The following is a 23,762-nucleotide window of genomic DNA, read 5'->3' on the forward strand; positions in this document are numbered from 1 at the left end:
CGAAAATACTAATTCCCGCCAAGTCGTGAATCCCATTGATTGAAAATTTGTAATTTGCTTACTCATAAAATTTTTCCCTTCTTAAAATGAACAAATTTCTTATAACGTTTCTTTTTTCAAGTTTTACAGTATTTGCGCAACAAACTGATGTTGTGGATTTTTTGAAGATTGAGGCTTTGATTAAGCCGGATGCTGCTGAAAAAAAAATAGCAGGTCGATTTGTAGCTACTTTTAAACTGTTGAAAGAAACGGATTCCGTTTTTATGGATGCTGTTAATATTCAAATAAATGATGTTGAAACTAAAAATTTCAAAATATCTTCTGATGAAAAGAAGGTTTGGTTTGTGGGAAACTTTGAAAAAGGAAAAACTTATACGGCAGATTTATGGTACAGTATGAATCCAAAACAAACACTTTATTTTTTCGAGGATCAAATCTGGACGCAGGGCCAAGGAAAGTACACATCACATTGGTTGCCGAGCATCGACGATGTAAATGATAAAATTGAATTTGATTTAAAAATACTCGCTCCGGTCAATAAAACTGTAATCGCGAATGGAAAATTGACTGAAATTGAAAATGATTCGCTTGGGCAGATGTATAATTTCGATATGAAAGAACCAATGTCCAGCTATTTGGTAGCCTTCGCAATCGGTGATTTTGATAAAAAAGAACTCGTTTCAAATTCTGGAATTCCCATTGAATTGTATTACAAACCATCGGATTCCTTAAAGGTTGAACCAACGTATCGCCACAGCAAACAGATTTTTGATTTTTTGGAAACTGAAATCGGCATTGCGTATCCGTGGCAGAATTATAAGCAAGTTCCCGTTCGCGATTTTCTGTATGCTGGGATGGAAAACACCACCGCAACCTTCTTTTCCGAAGCGTTTGTGGTTGATTCCATTGGCTTCGACGATAGAAATTATATAAATGTAAACGCCCACGAACTCGCCCACCAATGGTTTGGGAATTTGATAACAGCTACGGCAGACACACATCACTGGCTGCAGGAAGGGTTTGCAACATATTATGCTTTGCTTGCGGAAAAAGATGTATTCGGAGAAGATTATTTTTCCTGGCAATTATACCGAACCGCTGAGCAATTAAAGGCATTGAGCGACGAAGGCAAAGGGGAATCGCTATTGAACCCTAAAGCAAGTTCGCTTACATTTTACCAAAAAGGAGCGTGGGCGCTTCATATTTTGCGGGAGAAAATAGGGGATGAGGCTTTTAAAACTGCTGTCAAAAACTATTTGGAAAAATACAAATTCAACAATGTTTCCACGGATGATTTTTTGAATGAAGTGAAATCAGTTTCACAAATAGATATTACCGATTTTGAAAATAATTGGCTGAAACAAAGCGCTTTTCAAAGTGAGGAAGCGTATCAATCCCTAATGAAATCTTCGTTTATCAAAAAATATTTCGAAGTTTCCGCGCTTCGTGCAGTTCCTTTTTCCAATAAAAAAAATCAATTAAAAACGGCGCTCACTTTTCCGAATGATTTTATTGGGCAGGAAGCGGTTTTTCAATTGGTGGACGAGCCAATTGCTGAAACACTTCCGCTATACAAAACGGCATTTGAAAGCAATAATCTGTATGTCCGTCAGGCCGTGGCGCTTTCTTTGCAAACCATTCCGAAGGAACTTCAAACGGAATATGAAAGTTTGTTGAATGACGATTCCTATGTAACAATTGAAACTGCCCTTTATCAACTTTGGATGCAATTTCCCGAAAAGCGATTTGAATATCTCAATAAAATCATGGGCATGGAAGGTTTTCAAAATAAAAATATTCGGCAGCTTTGGCTGGCTTTGGCAATTATCACCGACGGATACGAAAACCCCAAAAGGGAAAAATATATAAGCGAATTAAAAAATTATACTTCAACGGATTTTAGTTTCGAAATCCGCGAAAAAGCATTTGAATTTGTAAACGAGCTTCAAATCTGGGACACGCAAACGCTGAAAAATTTGGTGGAAGCCTGCGTGCATCCCACTTGGCGCTTCGCAAAAATTTCAAAAGCACTTTTGAATAATTTACTTCAAAGTAAAAAATACTATGAACAGGTTAAGATTTTGGGCAGACAGGTTTCTGAAATTGGAGCGAGTTATTTAAATTCCATTTTAAAGGAATGAACGCACAGCTTTTGCATAGATAATCCTAATTGTCGCGACCGTACGCATATTGTTTTCATTCTGGCTCGTAATTACTAAAGTTTATAACCATTAGTTGTCTGAAAGACCACACACAACGTTGAAAAAATTCTTCGAATTTAACTTAGGGGGAAATCCCCCTTTTTTTCAGGTTTTTCCCTGTTTTTTATGTCAAAACATTATTTAAGGTGTTGATTATCAATAAGAAAATTGTATTTTCATTCGAAGTTGAAAAACACCCTCTTTCAAACTAATTAATTTGTAATTACATTTATGCCACAACCAAAAAATTTTTCTATTATGAAAACAAAATTTTCCTTCCGATTTCTGCTTATGCTTTTTACCATTTTTATGTTTATTGGCTGCCAAGATCCGTCTTCACATCCGCCGTATGAAGGGCCACCAAAGGATCATATTATTTCCGTTGCCCAAGCTCAAGAAATGTACAATGCCTATTCCGAGCGGCGCATTCCTATTATTCAGGAATATGAAGACAGTTTATTATCAGATGGTTCCAAGTTTGAGCCCACACGTTACGCAGAATATGATCTCGAAACAATAAAACAGTATATTGCTTTTATAGAGCACGAAGCAAAACGTGCCAATGTTAGCATTAATACACTTCGCTTCTACCTTTCAAATTACCCCAATAGTACCAAATTCTTAAATGGCGATCCGGTTAAATATACTAGAAGAAATAGCATTTTCGTTGTTCCAACAACTGAATTGGGAGGGGAGAACGTGGGGTTCTCTGTTGAAGAAATAAACGGTAATTTTTCTGCGGTTCCAATAAATAGAGAAATTTCCAATCCTAGGGAAAACCGCGGCAAAACCAATGCAAATTCAACATTGCAAACAAACGAAGCAGGATTTTTTATGTCCAATAATGCAGCTGCCCAAGGTGGCGGAACAACCAGTTTGATTTTGAACGATGGCCAATTGGCACCGCCCCCGCCCACTATTGATTTCGGCCATAACCATTAGGGTCGTCAGTCCAACCAGATTGTCGTGGAAGCAGTTTTAAAAATACTTGAGAATTCCTTTATGGCATTATATGTCATTGTGTTTATTATAGCGCTTTTTAAATTACCCTTATATAAACATACTCCGCTCAAGTTTTTGCCGGTCATTCTTTTTATCACTATTGCCACGGAATATGTGGGATATTTCATTAAATATGATTTTCTGCGCATAAATTATTTCGTTTTCAACCTATATTATTTAATTCATTTTTCATTTTTCTTTTACGTTTTTATGGCAATAATTGACGATGGGAGGTTCAAACAATATATTAGAATTGGGATGGGAATATTTTTGCTTTTTTTCTTAAGCGATTTATTTTTCACTGGTATTGGTACCGATTCCTTTGCCAAAACATATATTGCCGGGGCCGGGATTTTGGTTTTCTGTATAATTCTTTATTACATAAATATTCTACAATCCTACTTAGTTCTGGTGGTGAAGAATGATCTTTTGTTTTGGATTAGCGTGGGTCTTTTTCTTTTTTATATTGGTTATATTCCCATTAAAATCATAAAAACCTGGTTTTATAAACCCGATAGTTTTTTTGAGTTTTTACTGGTAATTCAGTTTTCGCTAATAATCATAATGTATTTGTTCTTTTTGACGGGATTTTTATGGATGAAAAAGAGATAATAGTAATTGCTGCCATAGCCATCCCTATATCACTAGTGATTATAGTTATAGTATTGTTCAGTGTTTTTGCGCGAAGAAAGAACAGGCTCCTGCAAGAACAGGAAGCGGCGAAGAAGGAATTTGAACGTGAACTGGCAGAATCGCAAATAGAAATTAGGGAAGAAACGCTGCGAAACATAAGTTGGGAACTGCATGATAATATAGGACAATTGATGACCCTCGCCAAAATCCAGGCCCAAATGTCCCTGGAAAAGCCCGAGATGATGGTAGAGGTTTCGGAAACCATCGGAACGGGAATTGATGAGCTCCGCGCACTTTCAAAGTTGATAAATCCCGAAGCATTAAAAAGTCTTAGTTTGAAGGAAGCAGTAGGTATGGAGATTGACCGATTTAACCGATTAAAATTTATAGCCGCGAAATTGACGGTGGAAGGAATCGTAACCCCTATTGAGGCAAACACACAAATTATACTTTTTAGGATTTTACAGGAATTTTTTTCAAACACCATTAAACATTCAAGAGCATCCGAGTTAAGTGTGGTGTTGGATTATACGGACAATAAATTGGCAATAACAGCCGCTGATAATGGCATCGGTTTCGAAAAGAATGATGATTTTATGGGTATAGGCTTGAAAAATATGACAACACGAGCAAAGCTTATCAATTCCACCCTAAGAATTAATTCTGAAAAAGGGAAAGGAACAGCCTTGTATTTGGAGTGTATATTTAATTGACATTAGGTAAGGATACTTTCAAAAAAAAAAATAGAAATGAATTATTCCGTAGTAGTAGTTGATGACCATTATTTGCTATCACAAGCCATTGGAGGACTTGTGAATGAATTTGAAAATTTTAAAGTGCTATATCTTTGTAAAAACGGGCAAGAACTGTTGGATAAATTTAATGATCCACGGAAAATTCCAGATTTGGTGCTGATGGATATTAAAATGCCAATTCTAAATGGCATAGAAACCACCGAAAGACTTCACAAGCAATTTCCCCAGGTTAATGTGCTGGCACTCTCCATTGAAGAAGACGAATACACGATTTTGAAGATGCTACGTGCCGGCGCAAAGGGATATTTAATGAAGGACACAAAAAAAGGAATTCTTGAAAAAGCGTTGTTGGAAGTAATGCAAAAAGGTCATTACTTTTCCAATTCAATATCGAAATTAATAATAGATTCGGCCGAAAAAAAAATTGACACTGAAATTAAGGATAAGGAGCTGGAATTTATAAAACTAGCTTGCACGGAAATGAGCTATAAGGAAATTGCCGATGCCATGTGCTGTAGTTATAAAACCATTGAGGGTTATCGGGATTCCCTTTATAGAAAACTCGGTTTGAAAAATAGGATCGGGCTTATCCTTTTCGCCATCCAGCACAATATTTTTATTCCGTAGAAAATATTAAGCATTTAAAAAAGTTCGCTTACTTCTTTTTTGATGTATGCCAACGCTTTTTGTGAAGGAGTAATTTCTTCCATAAAATGTTGCAAAAGCCACTCCCGCATCTTATCTACATTTCCGTCCTTTTGGTGCATCGCACCCTGTCTAATAACGTGTATTGTGGCATTCTTGGCAGCATTTATAAGATTCCAACATTCAGGGGAAACATAAATTTGTTGCGTTAGGTTATGCTCATATTCCTGTTCAATATTTTTAACAAGCAGGTTTTCATAATCGTCCTTTGAATCGGAAAATGGTTTTATACGAACCAACAGCTTGTTCGGATCAATTCTTTCAAGAAAAAGGGTTAGCCGCTCATAAGCCTGCAGCCGCAAGGGCAAAACTTGCTTTTGCGCCTCTTTTTGAACTAAATATCTTCTTCGTCCTTCCTCATTGGCGGTGTGTCCCTTAAAGAAAAAATAAGCTATGATTCCCACAACAATGGCAGGCAACAAGTAAGCTACATAACTAATGATTTGAGTGGTCTGTTCCATAATTTTTTAAAGTGGACAAACTTAATATGTTTTCGGCAACTGCACAACTATTGGAAAATGTACCAAACCTACGGTGCCTTCAGAATAAAATTTTCAAATGGATTTTAAATTAAAAAAAATGTTTCTGCATTGTATTGTAAACCTAAACTAATACCGAACTTTATTTGTTTTACGCATTTCCTTAACTTCCTTCTTGGCCTCTTTTTCATGATAATTTCCGCCCAAATGTGGACAATCCGACAGGGCCTTTACACTTTCAAAAGGCACTGTGCACTTATGATACATAAAGGATTGTGCCAATGTTTTGATGAGGTTTTTATCTCCAACAGTCATATCAACATCATCCATTGTGAATTGGCACGGGTGCTCATAGCCACAGGCGTGGGTCATTTCAATCAATTCCTTTCGAAAGTTTTTGAAATAGAAATGCGCCCGAACCGATTTATCCTCAACGTTGATACCGCGCTCCAACCATTTATTTTGTGTGGCAACCCCACTGGGGCATTTGTTGGTGTGGCACTGTTGTGCTTGAATGCAGCCAATACTCATCATGGCCTCGCGCGCCACGTTTACCAAATCGGCGCCCATGGAAAATGCCATTACTGCCTTTGCCGGAAATCCCAATTTTCCACTTCCAATAAAAACAACTCGGTCACAGATATCATGCTTTTTGAAAATCTTATAAACTTCAGCAAAACCGAATAGCCAAGGAAGGGAAACGTGATCGGCAAAACTCGGTGGCGAGGCTCCAGTTCCGCCCTCACCTCCGTCAATGGTAATAAAATCAGGACCTTTTCCTGTTTCCTTCATTAATTTTGCCAGTTTTTCCCACTCGCCCAAACGACCGACAGCAGATTTAATACCTACTGGCAAACCAGTGGCCTCGGCAATGTCTTCAATAAATTCAATCAATCCTTCCACACCCTCGAAAGCCGAGTGTTCCGGCGGTGATAGTACGTCCTTGCCCAAGGGCACATGCCGTATTTCTGCAATTTCCTTTGTTATTTTTGAACCTGGCAAAACCCCTCCTTTTCCAGGTTTTGCTCCTTGTGATAATTTCACTTCAATGGCTCTTACCTGCGGATTGTCATTTACGAGTTTTACAATCTTTTCCATGGAAAATTTTCCGTCATCATCCCTCACACCGAAATATCCCGTCCCAAAGTGAAAAACCACATCGGCTCCTGTTTTGTGATAAGGAGAAAGCCCTCCCTCGCCGGTATTGTGATAGCAATAGGCCATCGCACAACCCTTGTTTAGCGATTCCACAGCGCGGGCCGAAAGCGAACCGAAGCTCATAGCGGATACATTAATCACCGATGCCGGACGATACGGTCTGCGGCGTTTGTGATAACCGCCCATCAATTTTGCGCAGGGAACGAAATAAGGATTTTTATAATTCGGGTTGTCCTTGGTAACCTTAAATGGCAAAAGTGAATTGTTTATGAAAATGTAATTCGGTTCATAAATATCCCGATCCGTTCCGAAACCTTCATAATTATTTTCATTTTTCGCCGAGGCATAAATCCATCCGCGCTCAATTCTATTGAAGGGAAGCTCCTCACGGTTGTTTGCCACAATATATTGCCGAAGCTCTGGGCCAATGGTTTCCAACATATAGCGCAAGTGCCCAAGCACGGGAAAATTATGGCTGATAGTATGTCTTTTGTTGAAAAAAATATCCCGAACGGCAACAATCAATAAAAAGAAAAGAATCCAACCCCACCAAGGGATGTCGCCTAAAAAAGATAAAATAGCATCCATATCAAGTTTTTTATAAAGATATTTAAAATAATATAGTTTCTGAAGAATGCCCCCCGTTAAAAGAATGTGAAGTTCCATCACTTTTGTTTATAATTTACCACAATTCAATTCCCAAAAAAGATTGATAATGGTTATTTTCACAACCTGAAGAAAATGAAGTTTTGGAACAATATTTAGAACAACTTAACGACGCCCAGCGCGCGCCAGTGTTGCAAAAGGACGGCGCAATGATCGTGATTGCCGGCGCTGGCTCCGGGAAAACGCGCGTGCTAACTTTTCGCATTGCATATTTGATGAGTCAGGGCGTGGACCCTTTCAATATTTTAGCGCTTACTTTTACAAACAAAGCGGCGCGCGAGATGAAAAACCGTATCTCAAAAATCGTTGGCGCTAGCGAAGCCAAAAATCTGTGGATGGGAACCTTCCACAGTATTTTTGCGAAAATACTTCGATTCGAGGCTGATAAATTAGGTTATCCATCCAACTTTACCATTTACGATACGCAAGATTCGCAAAGCGTAATTCGTGCAGTGATTAAGGAAATGAACCTTGATAAAGACGTATATAAATACAAGCAGGTTTATTCGCGAATTTCTTCCTATAAAAATAGCCTCATTACCGTAAAAGCATATTTCAACAACCCGGAATTGATGGAAACCGACGCAATGGCGAAGATGCCGCGTTTAGGAGATATTTACAAAGCCTATTGCGACAAATGTTTTAAGGCCGGCGCAATGGATTTTGACGATTTGTTGCTAAAAACGAACGAATTATTGACCCGATTCCCAGAAGTTTTGGCGAAATATCAAAACCGTTTCCGCTACATTTTGGTGGATGAGTACCAGGATACAAACCACAGCCAGTATTTGATTGTGCGCGCGCTTTCCGATAGATTTCAGAATATATGCGTGGTTGGCGATGATGCGCAGAGTATTTATGCCTTCCGCGGCGCGAATATTAATAATATTCTGAATTTTCAAAAGGATTACGATGAAGTGAAAGTGTTCCGTTTGGAACAGAATTACCGTTCCACAAAAAACATCGTTAACGCCGCGAATAACATTATTGAAAAGAATAAAACCAGGCTCGAAAAAGTAGTTTGGACGGCCAATGACGAAGGCACTAAAATCCTCGTAAACCGAACAATGACTGATGGTGACGAGGGGCGTTTTGTTGCAAGTTCTATTTTTGAAAATAAAATGAACCATCAATTGAACGATGGCGATTTTGCCGTTTTATACCGAACGAATGCTCAAAGTAGGGCGATTGAGGATGCACTTCGAAAGAAAGATATTCCGTATCGGATTTATGGTGGGCTCAGTTTTTATCAACGAAAAGAGATAAAAGATGTGTTGGCGTATTTGCGTTTGGTTTTGAATCCGAAAGACGAGGAGGCACTGAAACGAGTTATAAATTATCCTGCCCGCGGAATTGGCGAAACCACAATTGAACGTTTAATCGTTGCCGCAAATCATTACAAACGCTCGGTGTTTGAGGTGATGAAAAACATCGAAAAAATTGATTTGAAAATAAATTCGGGCACAAAAAATAAGTTGTTGGATTTTGTGACAATGATAGAAAGTTTTCAGGTTTTGAATGAAGGTTACGATGCTTTCCAAATTTCGGAACACGTTGCGAAAAAAACAGGATTGATACAAGAATTGAAAAAAGACGGCACTCCGGAAGGAATTGCCAGAATTGAAAATATTGAGGAATTGCTGAACGGTATGCGCGATTTTGTGGAAGAGCAAAAGGAAATTGCAGATGCCACCGGTTCGCTTTCCGAATTTATGGAAGATGTTGCCCTCGCAACCGATTTGGACAACGATAAAGGCGATGGCGACCGAGTGGCGCTAATGACGGTGCATTTGGCCAAAGGTTTGGAATTTCCATACGTTTACATTGTGGGAATGGAAGAAGACCTTTTTCCCAGTGGAATGAGTATGAACACGCGAAGTGAGTTGGAGGAGGAGCGAAGGTTGTTTTATGTTGCTTTAACACGGGCCGAAAAACAGGCGTATTTGACGTATACTCAATCCCGATACCGCTGGGGAAAATTAATTGACGCCGAACCCAGCCGTTTTATTGAGGAAATTGATCAAAGTTTTTTGGAATACTTAACGCCAATAACTGAAAACAGATACAAGCCACTTTTGGACTCAGATATTTTTGATGAGGTGGACCACAGCAAATTGCGCTTGCGAAAACCAGTTGCGAGCAATGCTCCAAAAGGACCAACAGAGGATCAACTGCGCAAGTTACGCCGCCTGAAACCCGTTGCAAGCGATACCGATAAAAACTTCAACGCAAAAGATGCAAATCTGGATGTGGGAACAATAGTTGAGCACGTTCGCTTCGGAAAGGGAAAAATCCTCAAAATTGAAGGTGTGGGCGCAGACACAAAAGCCGAGATTTATTTCGAAAATGGCGGACTTAAAAAACTCTTGCTTCGCTTTGCGAAATTAAAAGTTTTGGACAGCTAAAACTCAAGGTTAATCGGGATTTTCTACTGCAAGATAAGTGTTGATGTAAGTGGTTATTTGATTTTGCAAATCAGTATAATCTGCTTGACTCCAATTGTCGCCGTGGCCACCTTCATAAACCGAAAAATTATGATCAATTCCAGCATTATTCAGCGCAATATTTAGCCGATCCCCATTCGTAAGCGGCACCAAAGGGTCTGCATTTCCGTAGAATAATAAAGTAGGACTCGTGGTACCTGAAATTTGAAGTACGGGACTTACGGCTACTGCGTAATCGGTGCCCGAGGGATAAGCACTTTCGTCCACTAAGGCGCTTAACAAATAATCGAAATTAGGATTATTTGCATAAAAAGGATCGGTAAAATCCGTTGGTCCAACAATGTTTGCCACCATTTTCACTTGGTCGCCCGCATCGTACACAGCGTCGTACATTAAGGAAATGTGAGCTCCCGCGCTTGCACCAATAAGCGCAAATTCTGGTTGTATTTGAAGGTCGTTTTTTTCATCAGTAATTTTATCGATTACCCTTTCAACGTCCATAAATTGGTTTGGAAATGCGGGGGTTTGCAGATCGGCCAAAACGTAATTCATATTTACGATTGCGTGGTTCGGGTGATTTAATTTCAAGGTTGGAATGATGTAATCCATATCAATCTTGTCGCCGCCTGTCCATCCGCCACCGTGTATTAACACAATAACTTTGGTCTTTTCTTCGGAACGGGCCGCAGGCAAATAAAGATCATATTTTTGCTTTGGATTGCTTCCGTATGCCACGTTCAGTCTAGTTTCTTCCACCAAAGGTTTGTTGTTGGTATTGTTGTCATTTTCGGAAGAGCAGGAAGTATTCAGAAATAAAATTCCGAAGGAAATATAAATAAGAAGCATTTGTTTCATAAACGGTTTTTGAATGCATGTAACGCAGAAAAATCCATTTTATGTTAAGGATTAGTTATCTGCCTATATTTTTTGAAAAATTCAATTAACTTTAAAAGGAATATATTTATTTTTCAATGATACGCAAAGGATCCAAGGTTAGCTGGAACTGGGGCTCGGGAACTGCGCAGGGCAAGGTAATCAAAACCTATACCGAAGAAATTTCAAAAACTATAAAGGGCAGTAAAATCACCAGAAAAGGTGAACCGGGAAATCGGGCGCTATTTATTGAACAAGAGGATGGTAACAGGGTTTTGAAGCTTGAAAGTGAGGTAAAACATTTTAAGAATTAATTTGAGAGATGGCAGAGTTTATTAGAATTTATGAAGAAAATCCGAATCCAAAAGAGATAAAAAAAGTTGTTAAAATTCTTCGAAATGGTGGTGTTATTATATATCCCAGTGATACTGTTTACGCATTGGGTTGTGACATAAATAATAATCGCGCATTGGAAAGAGTTGCGCAATTGCGTGGTGTGAAACTTGAAAAGGCGAATTTTTCATTTGTATGCGAAGATCTCAGTAATCTCAGCGATTATGTGAAGCAGATAGACACGCCAACTTTCAAATTGCTGAAACGAAATCTTCCGGGACCATACACCTTTATTCTTCCTGGAAATAATAATCTTCCTACGGTTTTTAAAAAGAAAAAGGAAGTGGGTATTCGAGTGCCGGACAATTCCATTACCCGCGCCATTGTGCAGGAATTGGGTAATCCGATAATTTCAACCTCCATAAAGGATGAGGATGAGGTGATTGAATATACCACCGACCCTGAATTGATTCTTGAAAAATGGGACAATTTGGTTGACGCCGTTATTGATGGTGGTTATGGGGGAAATATTCCTTCAACGGTAATTGATCTAACCGGGCCGGAACCTGTGGTGCTTCGGGAAGGGAAAGGGAGTTTGGAGCTATAATTTATTAACTATTTCAGAATACTTTATTGCCTGCACCATTTTCTTTATTCTTTTTTAAGTAAGTGTTTCAAACCTCTATATAGGTTTTGCTCTAAAATGTCCATTTCACCGTCAATCAAAAATAATTTTTTGATGCTGTGGAATGCTTCGTCTATTTCCTGTTTAGAATATTCAAACCTTTCAATGGCTGCATTTATTTTTTGGATTTGCTGATAATCATTATCCTCTTCAAACTCTTTGCGAATTTTTAGATACTTTTCTTCTCCCACTCGAGATTTAATATATTCCTTTTCTTCTTTGGAAACATTAAAATCTGCGTGGGCACAATATAATAAGATATAGGCTTTTAGTTCTTCGTGGTTCCAAGTGGTAGTGAAATCTTCCATTATTGTTACAGTATTGGTTTTTGATGAATCTGATATACAAGATACAAAAGGTTAAGAAATATTTTATTAAATGCTTGCACAAAAAAACCCGACCTTTTGGGGGTCGGGTTCTATTTAATTTATATTTCAGAAATTATTTTCCTTCTGCCTCAAGGTTTTTCATTTCCTTTTCAATCATATCATAAAACTGATCGATTTTTGGAAGTACCAAAATACGAGTACGTCTGTTGGTTGATCTGTTTTCAGCAGTGGTATTTGGAACCAATGGAACGTATTCCGAACGTCCCGCAGCAACTAATCTTGATGGCGCAACGCCAAGGTTTTGAAGCTCTCTTACGATTGCTGTAGCTCTTTTAACACTAAGATCCCAATTGTCAAGAAGTTCACCTCTTTTACCGAAAGGCACGTTATCTGTATGACCTTCAACCATTGCTTCAAAGTCTGGCTTTCCGTTAATCACTTTGGCAACTTTTCCTAAAATTTCAGTTGCTCTGCCGGAAATCTGGTAGCTACCACTCTTGAATATAACCTTATCAGAAAGTGAAATATAAACAACCCCTTTTTCAACATTTACTTCAATGTCCGGATCGTTTACGCCCACTTCTCTTTTTAAGCTGGTAACCAACGCAAGCGTAACACTGTCCTTTTTGTTAAGGGCATCCTGCAAACGTGTAATTTTCAAATCTTTCTCCTTAAGACTCTCTAAGGATTTTTCAAGATTGGTTGCTCCTTTTGAAGTTAGCATGGTAAGATCTTTTGAACTTTGGATAAGATCTTGATTGGTTTTTCTCATATCTGCCAAGCGCTCTTCCAGTTCTTTTGCTCGTGCGGAAGCCGCGGCTCTTTCTGTAAGGCAATCGTTAAGTTTTACCGTTGCCGTATTCAGCAAGTCTTGGGTGTTTTTCTGTTTTGCTTCAAGCTCAGCATATTTCTTATTCGATACGCAAGAAGTAAAGGCCAAACTAGAGCATACTGCTAGAATCAATAATTTCTTCATAATTAGTAAGTGTTATATTTAGATTGTTTGATTTAAATAATCACTTCAAAATTATTAAAATACACTACAGACAAAAAACGATTAACAATACTTTAAGTTATAGCTGTTCAAAATGCTTTTTCCCAAGTATAAAATGTTGAAAAACAATTGATTTGGTTTTGAAATATTTAAGTGATGAAGCGTTATTTTTTCTCTTCAAAAGAAATTTGGAAGCCAATCCATAAAAACTTAAATGAGCTTTTGCAACGGCGAGGAAATGTCTTGGTTTTCCGTCAATTAAAAACTGAAATGCGGCTATTCCATCCAGCAACATCCTTACAAAAATGGAAGTGAACGCTTTTGTTCCGCTTGCATTTTTTAGAAGATTTAAAAGCGAATTGCGAAAATTATAAAATGTTTTTTGGGAATTTGCGGAAGCCAAAGTCGCTCCACCCACGTGATAAACCTTTGAGGTGCCTACATATAAAATTTTCCCTCCCTTTGCTTGCAACCGCCAACAAAGATCTATCTCCTCTTGATGGGCAAAATAAGCCTCATCCAGTCCGCCAGCTTCCCAAAAGTTTTTTGATTTCACAAACAAACAAGCGCCCGAGGCCCAAAATATATTGGAAATATCATCATATTGTCCCACGTCTTTTTCCAAAGTATTAAAAATGCGTCCGCGGCAAAATGGGTAGCCATATTTATCTAAAAACCCGCCCGCCGCACCGGCGTATTCGAAGTATTCCTTGTTTTTGTAATCCAGAATTTTCGGCTGTGCCGCAACTACGGAAGTGTCTTTTTCAAATTCTGAAAGTACGGGTTTTAGCCAATTTTCCACCACTTCCACATCGCTATTTAAAAGCACGAAAATATCTTCCGAAAGATTTTGTAAGGCATCGTTGTAACCTTTTGCATACCCGCCATTTACTTTATTTCGAATAATTTTCACAGAGGGAAAATATTCTGATACGTATGCAACCGAATCATCCGTAGAGGCATTGTCCGCGAGATAAACATTCGCTTCGGTAGAAAATTTTACTACGGAAGGTAGGAATTTTTCCAATAAATCTCTTCCGTTCCAATTCAATATTACTACAGCTACTTTCACTCGGTAAAGATAGATTTTTGACGTGTTTTTTATTTATAATCGGGAATTTCTTCCAAAAATATGTAGCACTCGTTTTCAAAATCCATTTGGCAGAAATAATGTTCCAAACCATTAGTAACCATTAAATATTCCGAATTTAATGAAAGGTTATAACGGGCAATTTGGTCAAAGGTCAATTGGGTAATCGGTACTGTGGGGGCCTTACATTCCACGATCAAAAAAATACTTCCGTCACTATTGAAAATGACGATGTCATAACGCTTTGTTGTGTTATTCAGTTTCAGTTGCTTCTCAATATTTACAAGGCTTTTGGGATATTTTTTTTCTTTCAGAAGAAATTGGATACAATGTAAACGCACCCATTCCTCAGGAGTTAGAAACACGAATTTTTTTCTAATTTCATCAAAAACCAACGTTTTATTTTCGCTATTTTTGAAGCGAAAGGAATATTCCGGGAAGTTTAGTTTTTGCATCAGGCAAAGAAACAAATTTCAACAGAATATAACCGATTATTTAATTTGAATGTCCCTTCGAGCGCAGTCGGGAGGACGTCAATAGTTCTCTACTGCGCTCGATAGACACAAAGATTTTTGATGCCCTTAGACAAAGTAAAATCCATCATCAACGACATTAAAAATGGAAAAACTAAACCCATCTATTTTTTGATGGGCGAGGAGCCGTATTACATTGATAGCATTTCAAAATATATTGAGGAAAATGTGCTGTCCGAAGAGGAAAAAGGCTTCAACCAAATGGTGCTTTACGGCCGCGATGTCTCGGTCGAAGATATTATTAGCAACGCCAAGCGCTACCCCATGATGGCGGAAAAACAAGTGGTTATTGTAAAGGAAGCACAGGATCTTTCTCGCACCATTGAAAACTTGTTGGGTTATGCCGAAAATCCACAGCCTACAACAGTTTTGGTGATTTGTTATAAATACAAAACGTTGGATAAGCGCAAAAAACTTGCGAAAGTAGTCGATAAAACCGGGGTGCTTTTTGAAAGTAAAAAGCTTTATGAAAACCAAGTTCCCGATTGGATTAAAAGGGTTTTGGCCGGAAAAGGTTATACCATCACTCCAAAAGCCGCACAAATGTTGGTTGAATTTCTTGGGAACGATTTAAGCAAGGTAAACAATGAAATCGAAAAACTGCAACTCATTCTCAAACCCGGCGAGCAAATCACTCCGCAGCTAATTGAGGAAAACATAGGAATCAGTAAAGATTTCAACAATTTTGAACTTCAAAATGCTATCGGGGCAAGGGATGTAAAAAAAGCTTTCGCGATCATTCAATATTTTTCGCAGAATCCGAAAAATAATCCGTTGATGATGACCGTAGCACTACTTTACAGTTTCTTTTCAAAGCTGCTGAAATATCACGCGCTTTCAAATAAAGGTGATGCCGCTAAAGTATTGGGTGTAAATCCTTATTTCGTAAAGGATTATCAAACCGCCGCCGCAAATTATCCGATGAAAAAAGTGAGCGCCATAATTGCCGCAATTCGTGAGGTTGATATGAAAAGCAAAGGAGTGGGCGCGGCAAATCTTCCGCAAGGCGATTTATTAAAGGAATTGTTGGTGAAAATTTTCAACTAAAACTTCCGTAGAATTACTTAAAACCGCCACTGCTTACTGAAAACTTACTTTTTGTCCACCGAATATTTTCCGGCTCCCAAAAGTGCAATTGCCAAAAATCCGATAAAATACAAAATCGCCATTTCCTTAGTTCCCAATGGATCCGCAGCGTGAACGATAAATGCGGCTACTGCCATTGTGATTATCACGGGAATTGCGGCCAACCGAGTTTTAAAGCCAATAATTACGAGAATCGGGAAAACCACTTCTCCCAAAACTGCCAAAACTAAGGAAGCCGGTTCACCAATGCCAATTGGATCGCCGAAGGAAAAGTCGCCGGAAAGCATTTTTAAAAGTTTTGGAATGCCGTGGGTAAGCATCATACCGCCGAAGCCTATTCTTAGAAGAAGTAATCCTAAATTAGAAGAGTTTGAATTGTTCATTTTATATTTAAAATTTTGGAAAGCGAATATAGTGAAACAATTCGTTCCAATTAAAACTCACACTTTTTCAAAAAATTGGCGCAGCCCGTTTTTAAACGTATTTTTGCAGCCTGAAAAAAATCTTGAATGAAAAAAGTTAAAGCCTGGTTTGCCGCGGCGCGGTTGCGAACACTTCCACTTTCGGTTTCGGGGATTATTGTGGGCGCTTCCTTAGGAAACACATTTGCAAACAAAGCAAATCTTGAATTGCCGGGCGTTAATTCTTCCATGCATATCTGGCAATCCGGACTTTTTTGGTTGGCGATTTTGGTTACCGTCGGCTTTCAGGTTTTATCGAATTTTGCAAATGATTACGGCGATGGCGTTCGCGGCACTGATGCCAAAAGAATGGGTGAAAAACGTATGGTGGCCTCGGGGATAATTTCACCCAAACAAATGAAAATAGGGATGATTATTACCGGAACCATAACCTTTTTTCTTGCCACGGTTTTGATTTTTATGGCTTTCGGAAATCAAAATTTTGTCATTTCCTTTATTTTTTTCAATCTCACAATTGTTTCCATTATCGCTGCAGTGAAATATACCGTTGGGAAAAAAGCCTACGGATATTCAGGTTTGGGCGATATTTTTGTATTTCTTTTCTTTGGATTTTTAAGTGTTTTGGGAAGTTATTATTTATTCACCCATACTTTAAATTGGCATTTGCTGTTGCCCGCGATAGCCATTGGATGTTTCAGCACCGCAGTATTAAATTTGAATAATATGCGCGATATTGAAAATGACGCTGCTGCTAAAAAGCATACATTGGTTGTAAAATTGGGATCAATAAAAGCGAAAAAATATCACGCATTTTTGTTGTTCTTCGGAATGTTTTGCGCAATAATTTACACAGTGATAAACTATCGGGAACCAATGCAATTTGTATATCTCATTGCTTTTATACCTTTCCTTTTAAATATCAAAACCGTTTTTCAAAACAAATCACCAATGCTACTTGATGCCGAATTGAAAAAGGTTGCGTTAAGCACTTTTCTGTTTGCAATCTTGTTTAGTATCTTTATTTAAAAAAAATATGAAAATTACATACTACGGACAAAATTCACTCGGAATCGAAATAAAAGGAAAACACATTTTGGTGGACCCATTTATTTCAGGAAATGAACTTTCGAAAGATAAAATTGACATCAATAATTTAAAGGCTGATTACATTTTGCTCACCCACGCACATCAAGACCATACATTGGATGCTGAAGCGATTGCGAAAAATACCGGTGCGATAATCGTAAGCAATTATGAAATTGCAAACCATTACGAAGAAAAGGGAATCGAGGTGCACCCAATGAACCACGGCGGAAGTTGGAAATTTGAATTCGGAAAAGTGAAATACGTCATTGCCCATCACACAAGCAGTTTTCCGAATGGCAGCTACGGAGGCCAACCCGGCGGTTTTGTGATTGAGGGCGAACACAAAAACATTTACATTGCAGGCGATACCGCTTTGACCATGGATATGAAATTAATACCGATGCAAACAAAATTGGATTTGGCAATACTACCCATCGGTGATAATTTCACAATGGGAATTGACGACGCAATCATTGCCAGTGATTTTGTGCAATGCGACAAAGTTTTGGGTGTGCATTACGATACTTTCGGATATATTGAAATTGATCACGAAGAAGCAAAACGCAAGTTTTATAACGCCAATAAGGATTTGATGTTGCTTGAAATTGGGGAATCAATAGAGCTTTAGATTTTTGGAATATTAGAAGGTTGGATTGTTAGATATTTAGAAATGCACAGGTTTAAGGATTTGGAAATTTGGAAACAGAGTAGATTGTTTTGTAAAGATATTTATGAAATTACTTCCTTTTTTCCTGAAGCTGAAAAGTTTGGACTTACAAGCCAATTAAGACGAGCCAGCATATCAATACCTTCAAATATTGCCGAAGGCGCTTCAAGAAAATCAAATAAGGATTTTACCAGATTTTTGGAAATAACCATTGGCTCCTGTTACGAAATTGAAACACAATTATTAATTGCTAATGATTTGGGATTTTTAAATGAAGAAAATTTGAACTCATTACTTTTAAAATTGGAAGTCATAATTAAAATGACCTCAAAATTTAAATCAACTCTAAAATAATCCAGCCATTCAACCATCCAACAATCCAACCATCCAATAATCCAACCATCCAATAATCCAACAATCCAAAAATCTAAATTGACAGCAACTTTTCAAAAACACATCCTAATCTTCAAACGTCCCAGCGGAACTTCTCGTGGGATTTTAAATTCCAAAGAAACCTATTTCATTATTCTTAAGACAGAAGAAAGTTTTGGAGTGGGTGAGTGCGGACTTTTGCGTGGACTGAGTATTGACGACCGCCCCGATTACGACGCTGAATTAGAAGGCGTTTGCGAGAACATTGCTTTAGGCGTAAGCGAAGAAGATTTATACGAAGCTTTAACTGAATTTCCGTCAATACAATTTGGGGTTGAAACGGCTTTTAAATCATTGCATTCAGAAAATCCTTTTGAATTGTTTCCTTCGGAATTTACGCGTGGCGAAGCCGCAATCCCAATCAACGGTTTGGTTTGGATGGGTGATAAAGGTTTTATGAAAGAGCAAATTTCAGAAAAACTGAAACAAGGTTTCACCTGCATCAAAATGAAAATCGGAGCCATTGATTTCAAAACAGAAATTGAACTTTTAAAATCAATACGAAAGGAATTTTCCGCTTCCGAAGTAGAATTGCGCGTAGATTCGAATGGCGCATTTTCGCCAAAAGAAGCGTTGGAAAAACTGAAGGTACTTTCAGATTTAAATTTGCATTCCATTGAACAACCTATAAAACAAGGCCAATGGCAGGAAATGGCCCGGCTTTGTGAGGAGACTCCACTTCCAATTGCGTTGGATGAAGAACTAATCGGCGTTTTTTCCGAAGAAGAAAAAAAGAATTTATTGGAGACCATAAAACCCCAATTTATAATTCTGAAACCATCATTAATTGGTGGTTTCCGCGGAAGCGATAGTTGGATAAACCTCGCAGAAAAACACAACACGGGTTGGTGGATTACTTCCGCTTTGGAAAGCAATGTGGGTTTGAACGCCATTGCACAATATACTTATACAAAAAACAGTAAATTGCCGCAGGGTTTGGGCACGGGCAGTCTTTACACAAATAATATTGAAAGTCCATTGCAGGTTTTAAACGGCACGTTAAATTATAATCCGAAAAAAGAATGGATTTTCAGTTTTGATTATTTTCACCGCTCATAACAAATTACGCAAAACACAAAAGCCATAAACTAATAACCCAATAACTAAATAACCAAATAACTTAAAATGTATATAAAACAAGCCTTTAATGTCCTTCACGAATGGTGGCGCTACTTAGTTGGATTTATCATTATTTTCCTCGCTAGCCAAATAGGTTCCATTCCATTTATAATAGCGGTAATGTTTAAAGTGGTAGCGAATGGTGGCGATATTGAAACCATTCAAGATCCAAATGTTATGATGACCATTTTAGATTCAAACCTCACTCTATTTTTGATGTTGCTCAGTTTTGCCTTAGGTTTGGTGGCCACCTATTTTGTGGTAAAATATTTCCACAAACAACCTTTTGTTGAACTTACAACCTCACGAAAAAAAACCGATTGGGGTCGTGTTTTCTTTGGGTTTGGACTAATTGCGATAACTACTATTGTGGTAACGGGCTTAGATTATTATAACAATCCGGAAGATTATGTACTGCAATTTGATTTAGTTCCATTTCTAATTCTTGCCGTAATTGCAATTGTTATGATTCCTATGCAAACAAGTTTTGAGGAATATCTGTTTCGGGGTTATTTAATGCAGGGACTGGGAGTCGTAACAAAAACCAAGTGGATACCATTAATAGTCACCTCCGTTATTTTTGGTGCATTGCACCTGGCCAATCCGGAAGTTGATAAGCTTGGAAATATCATTATGATTTATTACATCGGCACAGGTTTTTTCTTGGGAATTATGACATTAATGGACGAGGGATTGGAATTGGCCCTGGGTTTTCACGCAGGAAATAATTTGATAGCAGCATTACTTGTAACTGCAGATTGGACAGTTTTTAAAACCAATTCCGTTTTAAAAGATATTTCCGAGCCCTCCGCTGGATTCGATGTTATTGCCCCGGTTTTGATTCTCTATCCCATTTTTCTATTGATAATGGCGTGGCGTTATAAATGGACTGATTGGGGCGGAAAGCTTTTCGGAAAAGTAGAAGAGCCCGTGGTTATTGCGGAAGAAAATAACCAGAATTCAAATTATATTGAATAGTGAAACCATTGTTGCATCCCAGTTTTAAATTGAATGGCGAAGCATTTGCTTCCGCGGAAGACTTGAAAATTTACGCAATTCAATTATTTGAAAATGGGAAGGAAGATGAAATTGCAATCGGAAAATTCATTTTGGAATGGCTTGATAAAAATGATTTTATTATCGTAAAAACTTCGGGATCCACGGGAATTCCCAAAGAAATAAAACTTAAGAAAAAACACGTTTTCAACAGCGCAAATGCTACTGCAACATATTTCGATTTAAAGGAAAATACAAAAGCATTGCTATGTCTTTCTTCGGAATATATCGCCGGCAAAATGATGCTGGTACGCGCAATGATTGCCGGTTGGGATTTGCGAACTATTTCCCCCAAAAAAAACCCACTTGAAAATTGCGACGAAAACTATGATTTTACCGCAATGGTTCCATATCAGGTTTTCCATTCGTTGGCAGATTTAAATAAAGTGAAAAAGCTAATTGTTGGGGGCGGAGCAGTTTCTTCGGAATTGGAACAACAATTACAGAAAGTAACAACCCAAGTTTTCGCAACCTACGGAATGACCGAAACCATCAGCCATATTGCCGTCCGACCTTTGAATGGTAAAGAAAAATCGATTGTTTTTGAAGCGCTTCCAAAAGTTGATTTTTCATTGAACGAAAATGATTGTCTGCAGATTCACGCCCCAGAAATTTCAGAAGAAACTGTTGTGACAAATGATATCGTTGAATTGCTTTCGCCAACTTCCTTTAAGTTTTTAGGAAGAATTGATAATGTGATAAACACAGGCGGCGTAAAGGTTCATCCCGAAATAGTAGAAGAAAAACTTTCGCACCACATTAAGCAACCATTTTTCATTGCTTCGGAAAATGATTTGGCTTTGGGCGAACGCGTTATCTTGGTATGCGAAAGCAAAAACCAATTGCGGTTGGAAGATTTTTCAGAGGCTTTCGAAACGCTTTCGGCCTATGAAAAACCTAAAAACTTATACACAATTCCACAATTCATTTATACGGAAACCGGGAAAATAAAGCGGGCTGAGGTTTTGAAAAGCCTGGGCAAATTCTGAATTATTATTTCGGAATATAAAATGAGTAGGTATTTCTTAATGCCGCATAATTCTGAAAAAGAAATTACTTACTCAGGAATTCATAAACTATTCATCCCATTTTAAAGGAACATCGGCAATGCATTGGTGGGTATTTTCGGATAACATTTTGATAAAGGCAGCATCGTCCAAGGGTTCCTGTTGGGTTTTTAAGGCAGACCATAACTTTTTAATTGCTAGCGTTCCGCCTTCATCATAAATTTTACCCGCAGCTATATGCCATCTGCATTGATACCATCCATAATTTTGGGGATATTTCTGGCCCAATTCCTCATAATTGTTTTCCAACTCTAAGAGTGAAGTATATTTTAGCGACGCTTTGTCCGTTGAAGAAACCACCATTTTTGGGAAGACAGTAAGCGCAGGCAATAATTCGGGTTCGTTTTCTGCAATGTAGGTGTGAAGCAAAATATTTGCAAAAAGTTCCCCCATCCATTTTCGTTGCATTTTTAATCCGCCTTGAATATGAAATGCGTGCCCAAGCTCGTGAATTGCCAAAAGATCAAAAAATGCCTTCATGGATAAAGTACCATTTGCATCTTTATATGTGGCAATAATTTCCTGGGCCAGTGTTTCGGGTAAACTATTTACGGGAGGAATAAAACTTTTCCAAAATTCATTGTCTTCCGAAGCCACGATGAGCGTCTTATTGTCATTATAATGAGGCATTCCATACACAGGAAAATTTGTGTATTTACTCCAATCTTCGGGAGAAAGGACCAACAGGTTTACATCTGGTTCAAAGTCTAAAATATCTTTATAAAATTCCAAAACCCTGTCACAGCGTTCTGCCATTGCAGTTGCTGCTTCCTTCGAGCCGCTGCTGTAATACGTTTTTGTTTTATAGTTCTCCAAAGGAGTCAATCCGTCAAATTTTTGGGCAAACATTGTTATTGGCGCAAAAAATAATAAAAGCAGTCCAAATATAAATATTGATTTTTTGGAAGCCGGAAAACGCTGTTTAGTCTTCATAATGGTGAATAGAATAGTGGCTAAAGTGTTGGTTTAATTCATACTAAAATACATTACAACACTATGTTTTCAAATTATATTTTTGGAAAATTTTTTCGAAAAAAAATTATTGATATTCCAAAATATCCCCAGGCTGGCATTCCAAAACCTTGCATATTGCTTCCAAAGTGCTGAAGCGAATGGCCTTCGCTTTTCCCGTTTTCAAAATGGAAAGATTGGATAGGGTCAATTCCACCTTTTCTGAAAGTTCGTTTAATGACATTTTCCGCTTAGCCATCATTACGTCTAAATTTACTACTATCGGCATGGCTTAAATGGTTAGTTCGTTATCGTTCTGCATTTCAACTCCTTTTTTGAAAATAGTCGCAATTATATAAATTACCGCTCCCATAATAATAAATGCTTGGCTATCAGCCCAAAATTGGTTCAAATTATCGGTTACAAACCCGTGATGCATCAAATTTTTTGCAGACTGCCTCGCGACATAACTTAAACCTCCGATGCTTAAAGTGAAATAACTAATTAAAGAAATCTTATGCTCAACAAATGAACTGAACGGTTTGGACAGATCCATTTTGTGCATAAGATGGATAACTATATAAAAGAGATAGGCTTTTAAAATCGAAATAATTAGTATAAAACTATAGATTCCGAAAAATGCCATTTTACTTTCATTATACATTTGGGTTAAGTCCAACTTTTGATAAAGATTTCCAACAAATTCAGGATTATAAATACTAAAGAAGAAATTTACGAGAAGAGCTCCTGCCTCAATGCTTAGCCCAACAAAAATTAGCCAGGCCACAATATAAAGGCCCCAAAATACGAAGTTGTTTGTTTTTGACATAAATTTTAAAATTAAAAGTTTAGGCAAACGTAATAAATATTTATTGATTAACAATAAATATTTTGCTTGTTATAATAAATTTATTTTTGAGGAAAACATTTTTGATAGAGGTAATTTAAATGTTCACTCATCCAAAAGCTTCGTTCCCTCAATCCTTATTTTTTAAC

26 protein-coding genes are annotated in these 23,762 nt (G+C 37.8%); 15 read left to right on the plus strand and 11 right to left on the minus strand.

The features are described 5' to 3' along the window. Window positions 1–86: 86 nt before the first annotated feature. The 5 genes from QRD02_RS11640 (at window position 87) to QRD02_RS11660 (ending at window position 5,218) form a co-directional block, all read left to right on the plus strand. Window positions 87–2,141: a M1 family metallopeptidase gene (locus QRD02_RS11640; RefSeq protein WP_290255128.1), complete on the plus strand. Its 2,055-nt coding sequence runs from the start codon at window positions 87–89 to the stop codon at window positions 2,139–2,141. Between the two features lie 318 nt (window positions 2,142–2,459). Then, window positions 2,460–3,143 carry a hypothetical protein gene (locus QRD02_RS11645; RefSeq protein ID WP_290255129.1) on the plus strand — a complete coding sequence of 228 codons (684 nt, stop codon included), beginning with the start codon at window positions 2,460–2,462 and terminating at the stop codon, window positions 3,141–3,143. A gap of 24 nt (window positions 3,144–3,167) precedes the next feature. Further along, window positions 3,168–3,815, plus strand: a complete 648-nt coding sequence (locus tag QRD02_RS11650) for a hypothetical protein (RefSeq protein ID WP_290255130.1) — start codon at window positions 3,168–3,170, stop codon at window positions 3,813–3,815. After that, entirely contained in the window at window positions 3,797–4,549 is a 753-nt protein-coding gene (locus tag QRD02_RS11655; protein WP_290255131.1) for a sensor histidine kinase, read from the plus strand. Before QRD02_RS11650 ends, QRD02_RS11655 begins: the two co-directional genes overlap by 19 nt. Window positions 4,550–4,585: 36 nt before the next feature. Beyond that, window positions 4,586–5,218 carry a response regulator gene (locus QRD02_RS11660; protein ID WP_290255132.1) on the plus strand — a complete coding sequence of 211 codons (633 nt, stop codon included), beginning with the start codon at window positions 4,586–4,588 and terminating at the stop codon, window positions 5,216–5,218. A gap of 14 nt (window positions 5,219–5,232) precedes the next feature. Here QRD02_RS11660 and QRD02_RS11665 read toward each other — a convergent pair whose 3' ends face one another. Together QRD02_RS11665 and QRD02_RS11670 are read right to left on the minus strand one after the other, a co-directional pair. Beyond that, entirely contained in the window at window positions 5,233–5,757 is a 525-nt protein-coding gene (locus QRD02_RS11665) for a DUF7935 family protein (protein WP_290255133.1), read from the minus strand. Window positions 5,758–5,904: 147 nt separating this feature from the next. After that, a complete protein-coding gene (locus tag QRD02_RS11670; RefSeq protein ID WP_290255171.1) occupies window positions 5,905–7,521 on the minus strand; it encodes an FMN-binding glutamate synthase family protein in 1,617 nt (538 codons plus the stop codon). Window positions 7,522–7,682: 161 nt separating this feature from the next. On the opposite strand from QRD02_RS11670, the gene QRD02_RS11675 reads away from it, so the two are divergent. Continuing rightward, window positions 7,683–10,004: an ATP-dependent helicase gene (locus tag QRD02_RS11675; protein WP_290255134.1), complete on the plus strand. Its 2,322-nt coding sequence runs from the start codon at window positions 7,683–7,685 to the stop codon at window positions 10,002–10,004. A gap of 9 nt (window positions 10,005–10,013) precedes the next feature. Here the strand turns inward: QRD02_RS11675 and QRD02_RS11680 are convergent, their stop codons facing one another. Next, window positions 10,014–10,898 carry an alpha/beta hydrolase gene (locus QRD02_RS11680; RefSeq protein ID WP_290255135.1) on the minus strand — a complete coding sequence of 295 codons (885 nt, stop codon included), beginning with the start codon at window positions 10,896–10,898 and terminating at the stop codon, window positions 10,014–10,016. A gap of 116 nt (window positions 10,899–11,014) precedes the next feature. On the opposite strand from QRD02_RS11680, the gene QRD02_RS11685 reads away from it, so the two are divergent. Continuing rightward, window positions 11,015–11,230, plus strand: coding sequence for a hypervirulence associated TUDOR domain-containing protein (locus QRD02_RS11685; protein ID WP_290255136.1), 216 nt, complete (start codon window positions 11,015–11,017; stop codon window positions 11,228–11,230). Window positions 11,231–11,238: 8 nt separating this feature from the next. Continuing rightward, complete coding sequence (locus QRD02_RS11690) at window positions 11,239–11,856, plus strand: L-threonylcarbamoyladenylate synthase (RefSeq protein ID WP_290255137.1); 618 nt, start codon at window positions 11,239–11,241, stop codon at window positions 11,854–11,856. 44 nt (window positions 11,857–11,900) lie between these two features. Here the strand turns inward: QRD02_RS11690 and QRD02_RS11695 are convergent, their stop codons facing one another. From QRD02_RS11695 to QRD02_RS11710, 4 genes are all read right to left on the minus strand, one after another. Continuing rightward, a complete protein-coding gene (locus QRD02_RS11695) occupies window positions 11,901–12,242 on the minus strand; it encodes a hypothetical protein (protein ID WP_290255138.1) in 342 nt (113 codons plus the stop codon). A 133-nt stretch (window positions 12,243–12,375) separates the two neighbouring features. Continuing rightward, on the minus strand, window positions 12,376–13,239 hold the full coding sequence (locus tag QRD02_RS11700) for an OmpA/MotB family protein (protein WP_290255139.1): 864 nt from the start codon (window positions 13,237–13,239) through the stop codon (window positions 12,376–12,378). 97 nt (window positions 13,240–13,336) lie between these two features. Further along, the gene (locus tag QRD02_RS11705) at window positions 13,337–14,329 is read right to left on the minus strand and encodes a glycosyltransferase family 2 protein (protein ID WP_290255140.1); all 993 of its coding nucleotides are present in this window, start codon (window positions 14,327–14,329) and stop codon (window positions 13,337–13,339) included. A gap of 29 nt (window positions 14,330–14,358) precedes the next feature. Continuing rightward, window positions 14,359–14,802: a type I restriction enzyme HsdR N-terminal domain-containing protein gene (locus QRD02_RS11710; RefSeq protein WP_290255141.1), complete on the minus strand. Its 444-nt coding sequence runs from the start codon at window positions 14,800–14,802 to the stop codon at window positions 14,359–14,361. A 120-nt stretch (window positions 14,803–14,922) separates the two neighbouring features. On the opposite strand from QRD02_RS11710, the gene holA reads away from it, so the two are divergent. Further along, on the plus strand, window positions 14,923–15,927 hold the full coding sequence (gene holA, locus QRD02_RS11715; RefSeq protein WP_290255142.1) for a DNA polymerase III subunit delta: 1,005 nt from the start codon (window positions 14,923–14,925) through the stop codon (window positions 15,925–15,927). Window positions 15,928–15,971: 44 nt separating this feature from the next. On the opposite strand, the gene QRD02_RS11720 is transcribed toward holA, so the two are convergent. Then, on the minus strand, window positions 15,972–16,349 hold the full coding sequence (locus QRD02_RS11720) for a DoxX family protein (protein WP_290255143.1): 378 nt from the start codon (window positions 16,347–16,349) through the stop codon (window positions 15,972–15,974). Window positions 16,350–16,475: 126 nt separating this feature from the next. Between QRD02_RS11720 and menA the strand changes: the two genes are divergently transcribed. The 6 genes from menA to QRD02_RS11750 all read left to right on the plus strand — a co-directional run bounded on the left by menA (window position 16,476) and on the right by QRD02_RS11750 (window position 21,737). Further along, window positions 16,476–17,414 (plus strand): 1,4-dihydroxy-2-naphthoate octaprenyltransferase, encoded by a 939-nt coding sequence (menA, locus tag QRD02_RS11725; protein WP_290255144.1) that lies wholly within the window; start codon window positions 16,476–16,478, stop codon window positions 17,412–17,414. 7 nt (window positions 17,415–17,421) lie between these two features. Beyond that, the gene (locus tag QRD02_RS11730) at window positions 17,422–18,102 is read left to right on the plus strand and encodes a metal-dependent hydrolase (RefSeq protein ID WP_290255145.1); all 681 of its coding nucleotides are present in this window, start codon (window positions 17,422–17,424) and stop codon (window positions 18,100–18,102) included. A gap of 42 nt (window positions 18,103–18,144) precedes the next feature. After that, on the plus strand, window positions 18,145–18,495 hold the full coding sequence (locus QRD02_RS11735; RefSeq protein ID WP_290255146.1) for a four helix bundle protein: 351 nt from the start codon (window positions 18,145–18,147) through the stop codon (window positions 18,493–18,495). Window positions 18,496–18,573: 78 nt separating this feature from the next. Continuing rightward, window positions 18,574–19,632 carry an o-succinylbenzoate synthase gene (locus QRD02_RS11740; protein WP_290255147.1) on the plus strand — a complete coding sequence of 353 codons (1,059 nt, stop codon included), beginning with the start codon at window positions 18,574–18,576 and terminating at the stop codon, window positions 19,630–19,632. Window positions 19,633–19,698: 66 nt separating this feature from the next. After that, window positions 19,699–20,670, plus strand: coding sequence for a CPBP family intramembrane glutamic endopeptidase (locus tag QRD02_RS11745; protein WP_290255148.1), 972 nt, complete (start codon window positions 19,699–19,701; stop codon window positions 20,668–20,670). Then, window positions 20,670–21,737, plus strand: a complete 1,068-nt coding sequence (locus tag QRD02_RS11750; RefSeq protein ID WP_290255149.1) for an AMP-binding protein — start codon at window positions 20,670–20,672, stop codon at window positions 21,735–21,737. The genes QRD02_RS11745 and QRD02_RS11750 overlap by 1 nt, the downstream gene beginning before the upstream one ends. A gap of 87 nt (window positions 21,738–21,824) precedes the next feature. Here QRD02_RS11750 and QRD02_RS11755 read toward each other — a convergent pair whose 3' ends face one another. The 3 genes from QRD02_RS11755 to QRD02_RS11765 form a co-directional block, all read right to left on the minus strand. Continuing rightward, the gene (locus QRD02_RS11755) at window positions 21,825–22,748 is read right to left on the minus strand and encodes a hypothetical protein (RefSeq protein ID WP_290255150.1); all 924 of its coding nucleotides are present in this window, start codon (window positions 22,746–22,748) and stop codon (window positions 21,825–21,827) included. 106 nt (window positions 22,749–22,854) lie between these two features. Next, window positions 22,855–23,055 (minus strand): helix-turn-helix domain-containing protein, encoded by a 201-nt coding sequence (locus QRD02_RS11760; RefSeq protein WP_290255151.1) that lies wholly within the window; start codon window positions 23,053–23,055, stop codon window positions 22,855–22,857. 3 nt (window positions 23,056–23,058) lie between these two features. After that, window positions 23,059–23,595 carry a DUF2975 domain-containing protein gene (locus QRD02_RS11765; RefSeq protein ID WP_290255152.1) on the minus strand — a complete coding sequence of 179 codons (537 nt, stop codon included), beginning with the start codon at window positions 23,593–23,595 and terminating at the stop codon, window positions 23,059–23,061. Window positions 23,596–23,762: the final 167 nt, after the last annotated feature.

The organism is Aequorivita aurantiaca (assembly GCF_030410135.1).
Taxonomy (GTDB): domain Bacteria; phylum Bacteroidota; class Bacteroidia; order Flavobacteriales; family Flavobacteriaceae; genus Aequorivita; species Aequorivita aurantiaca.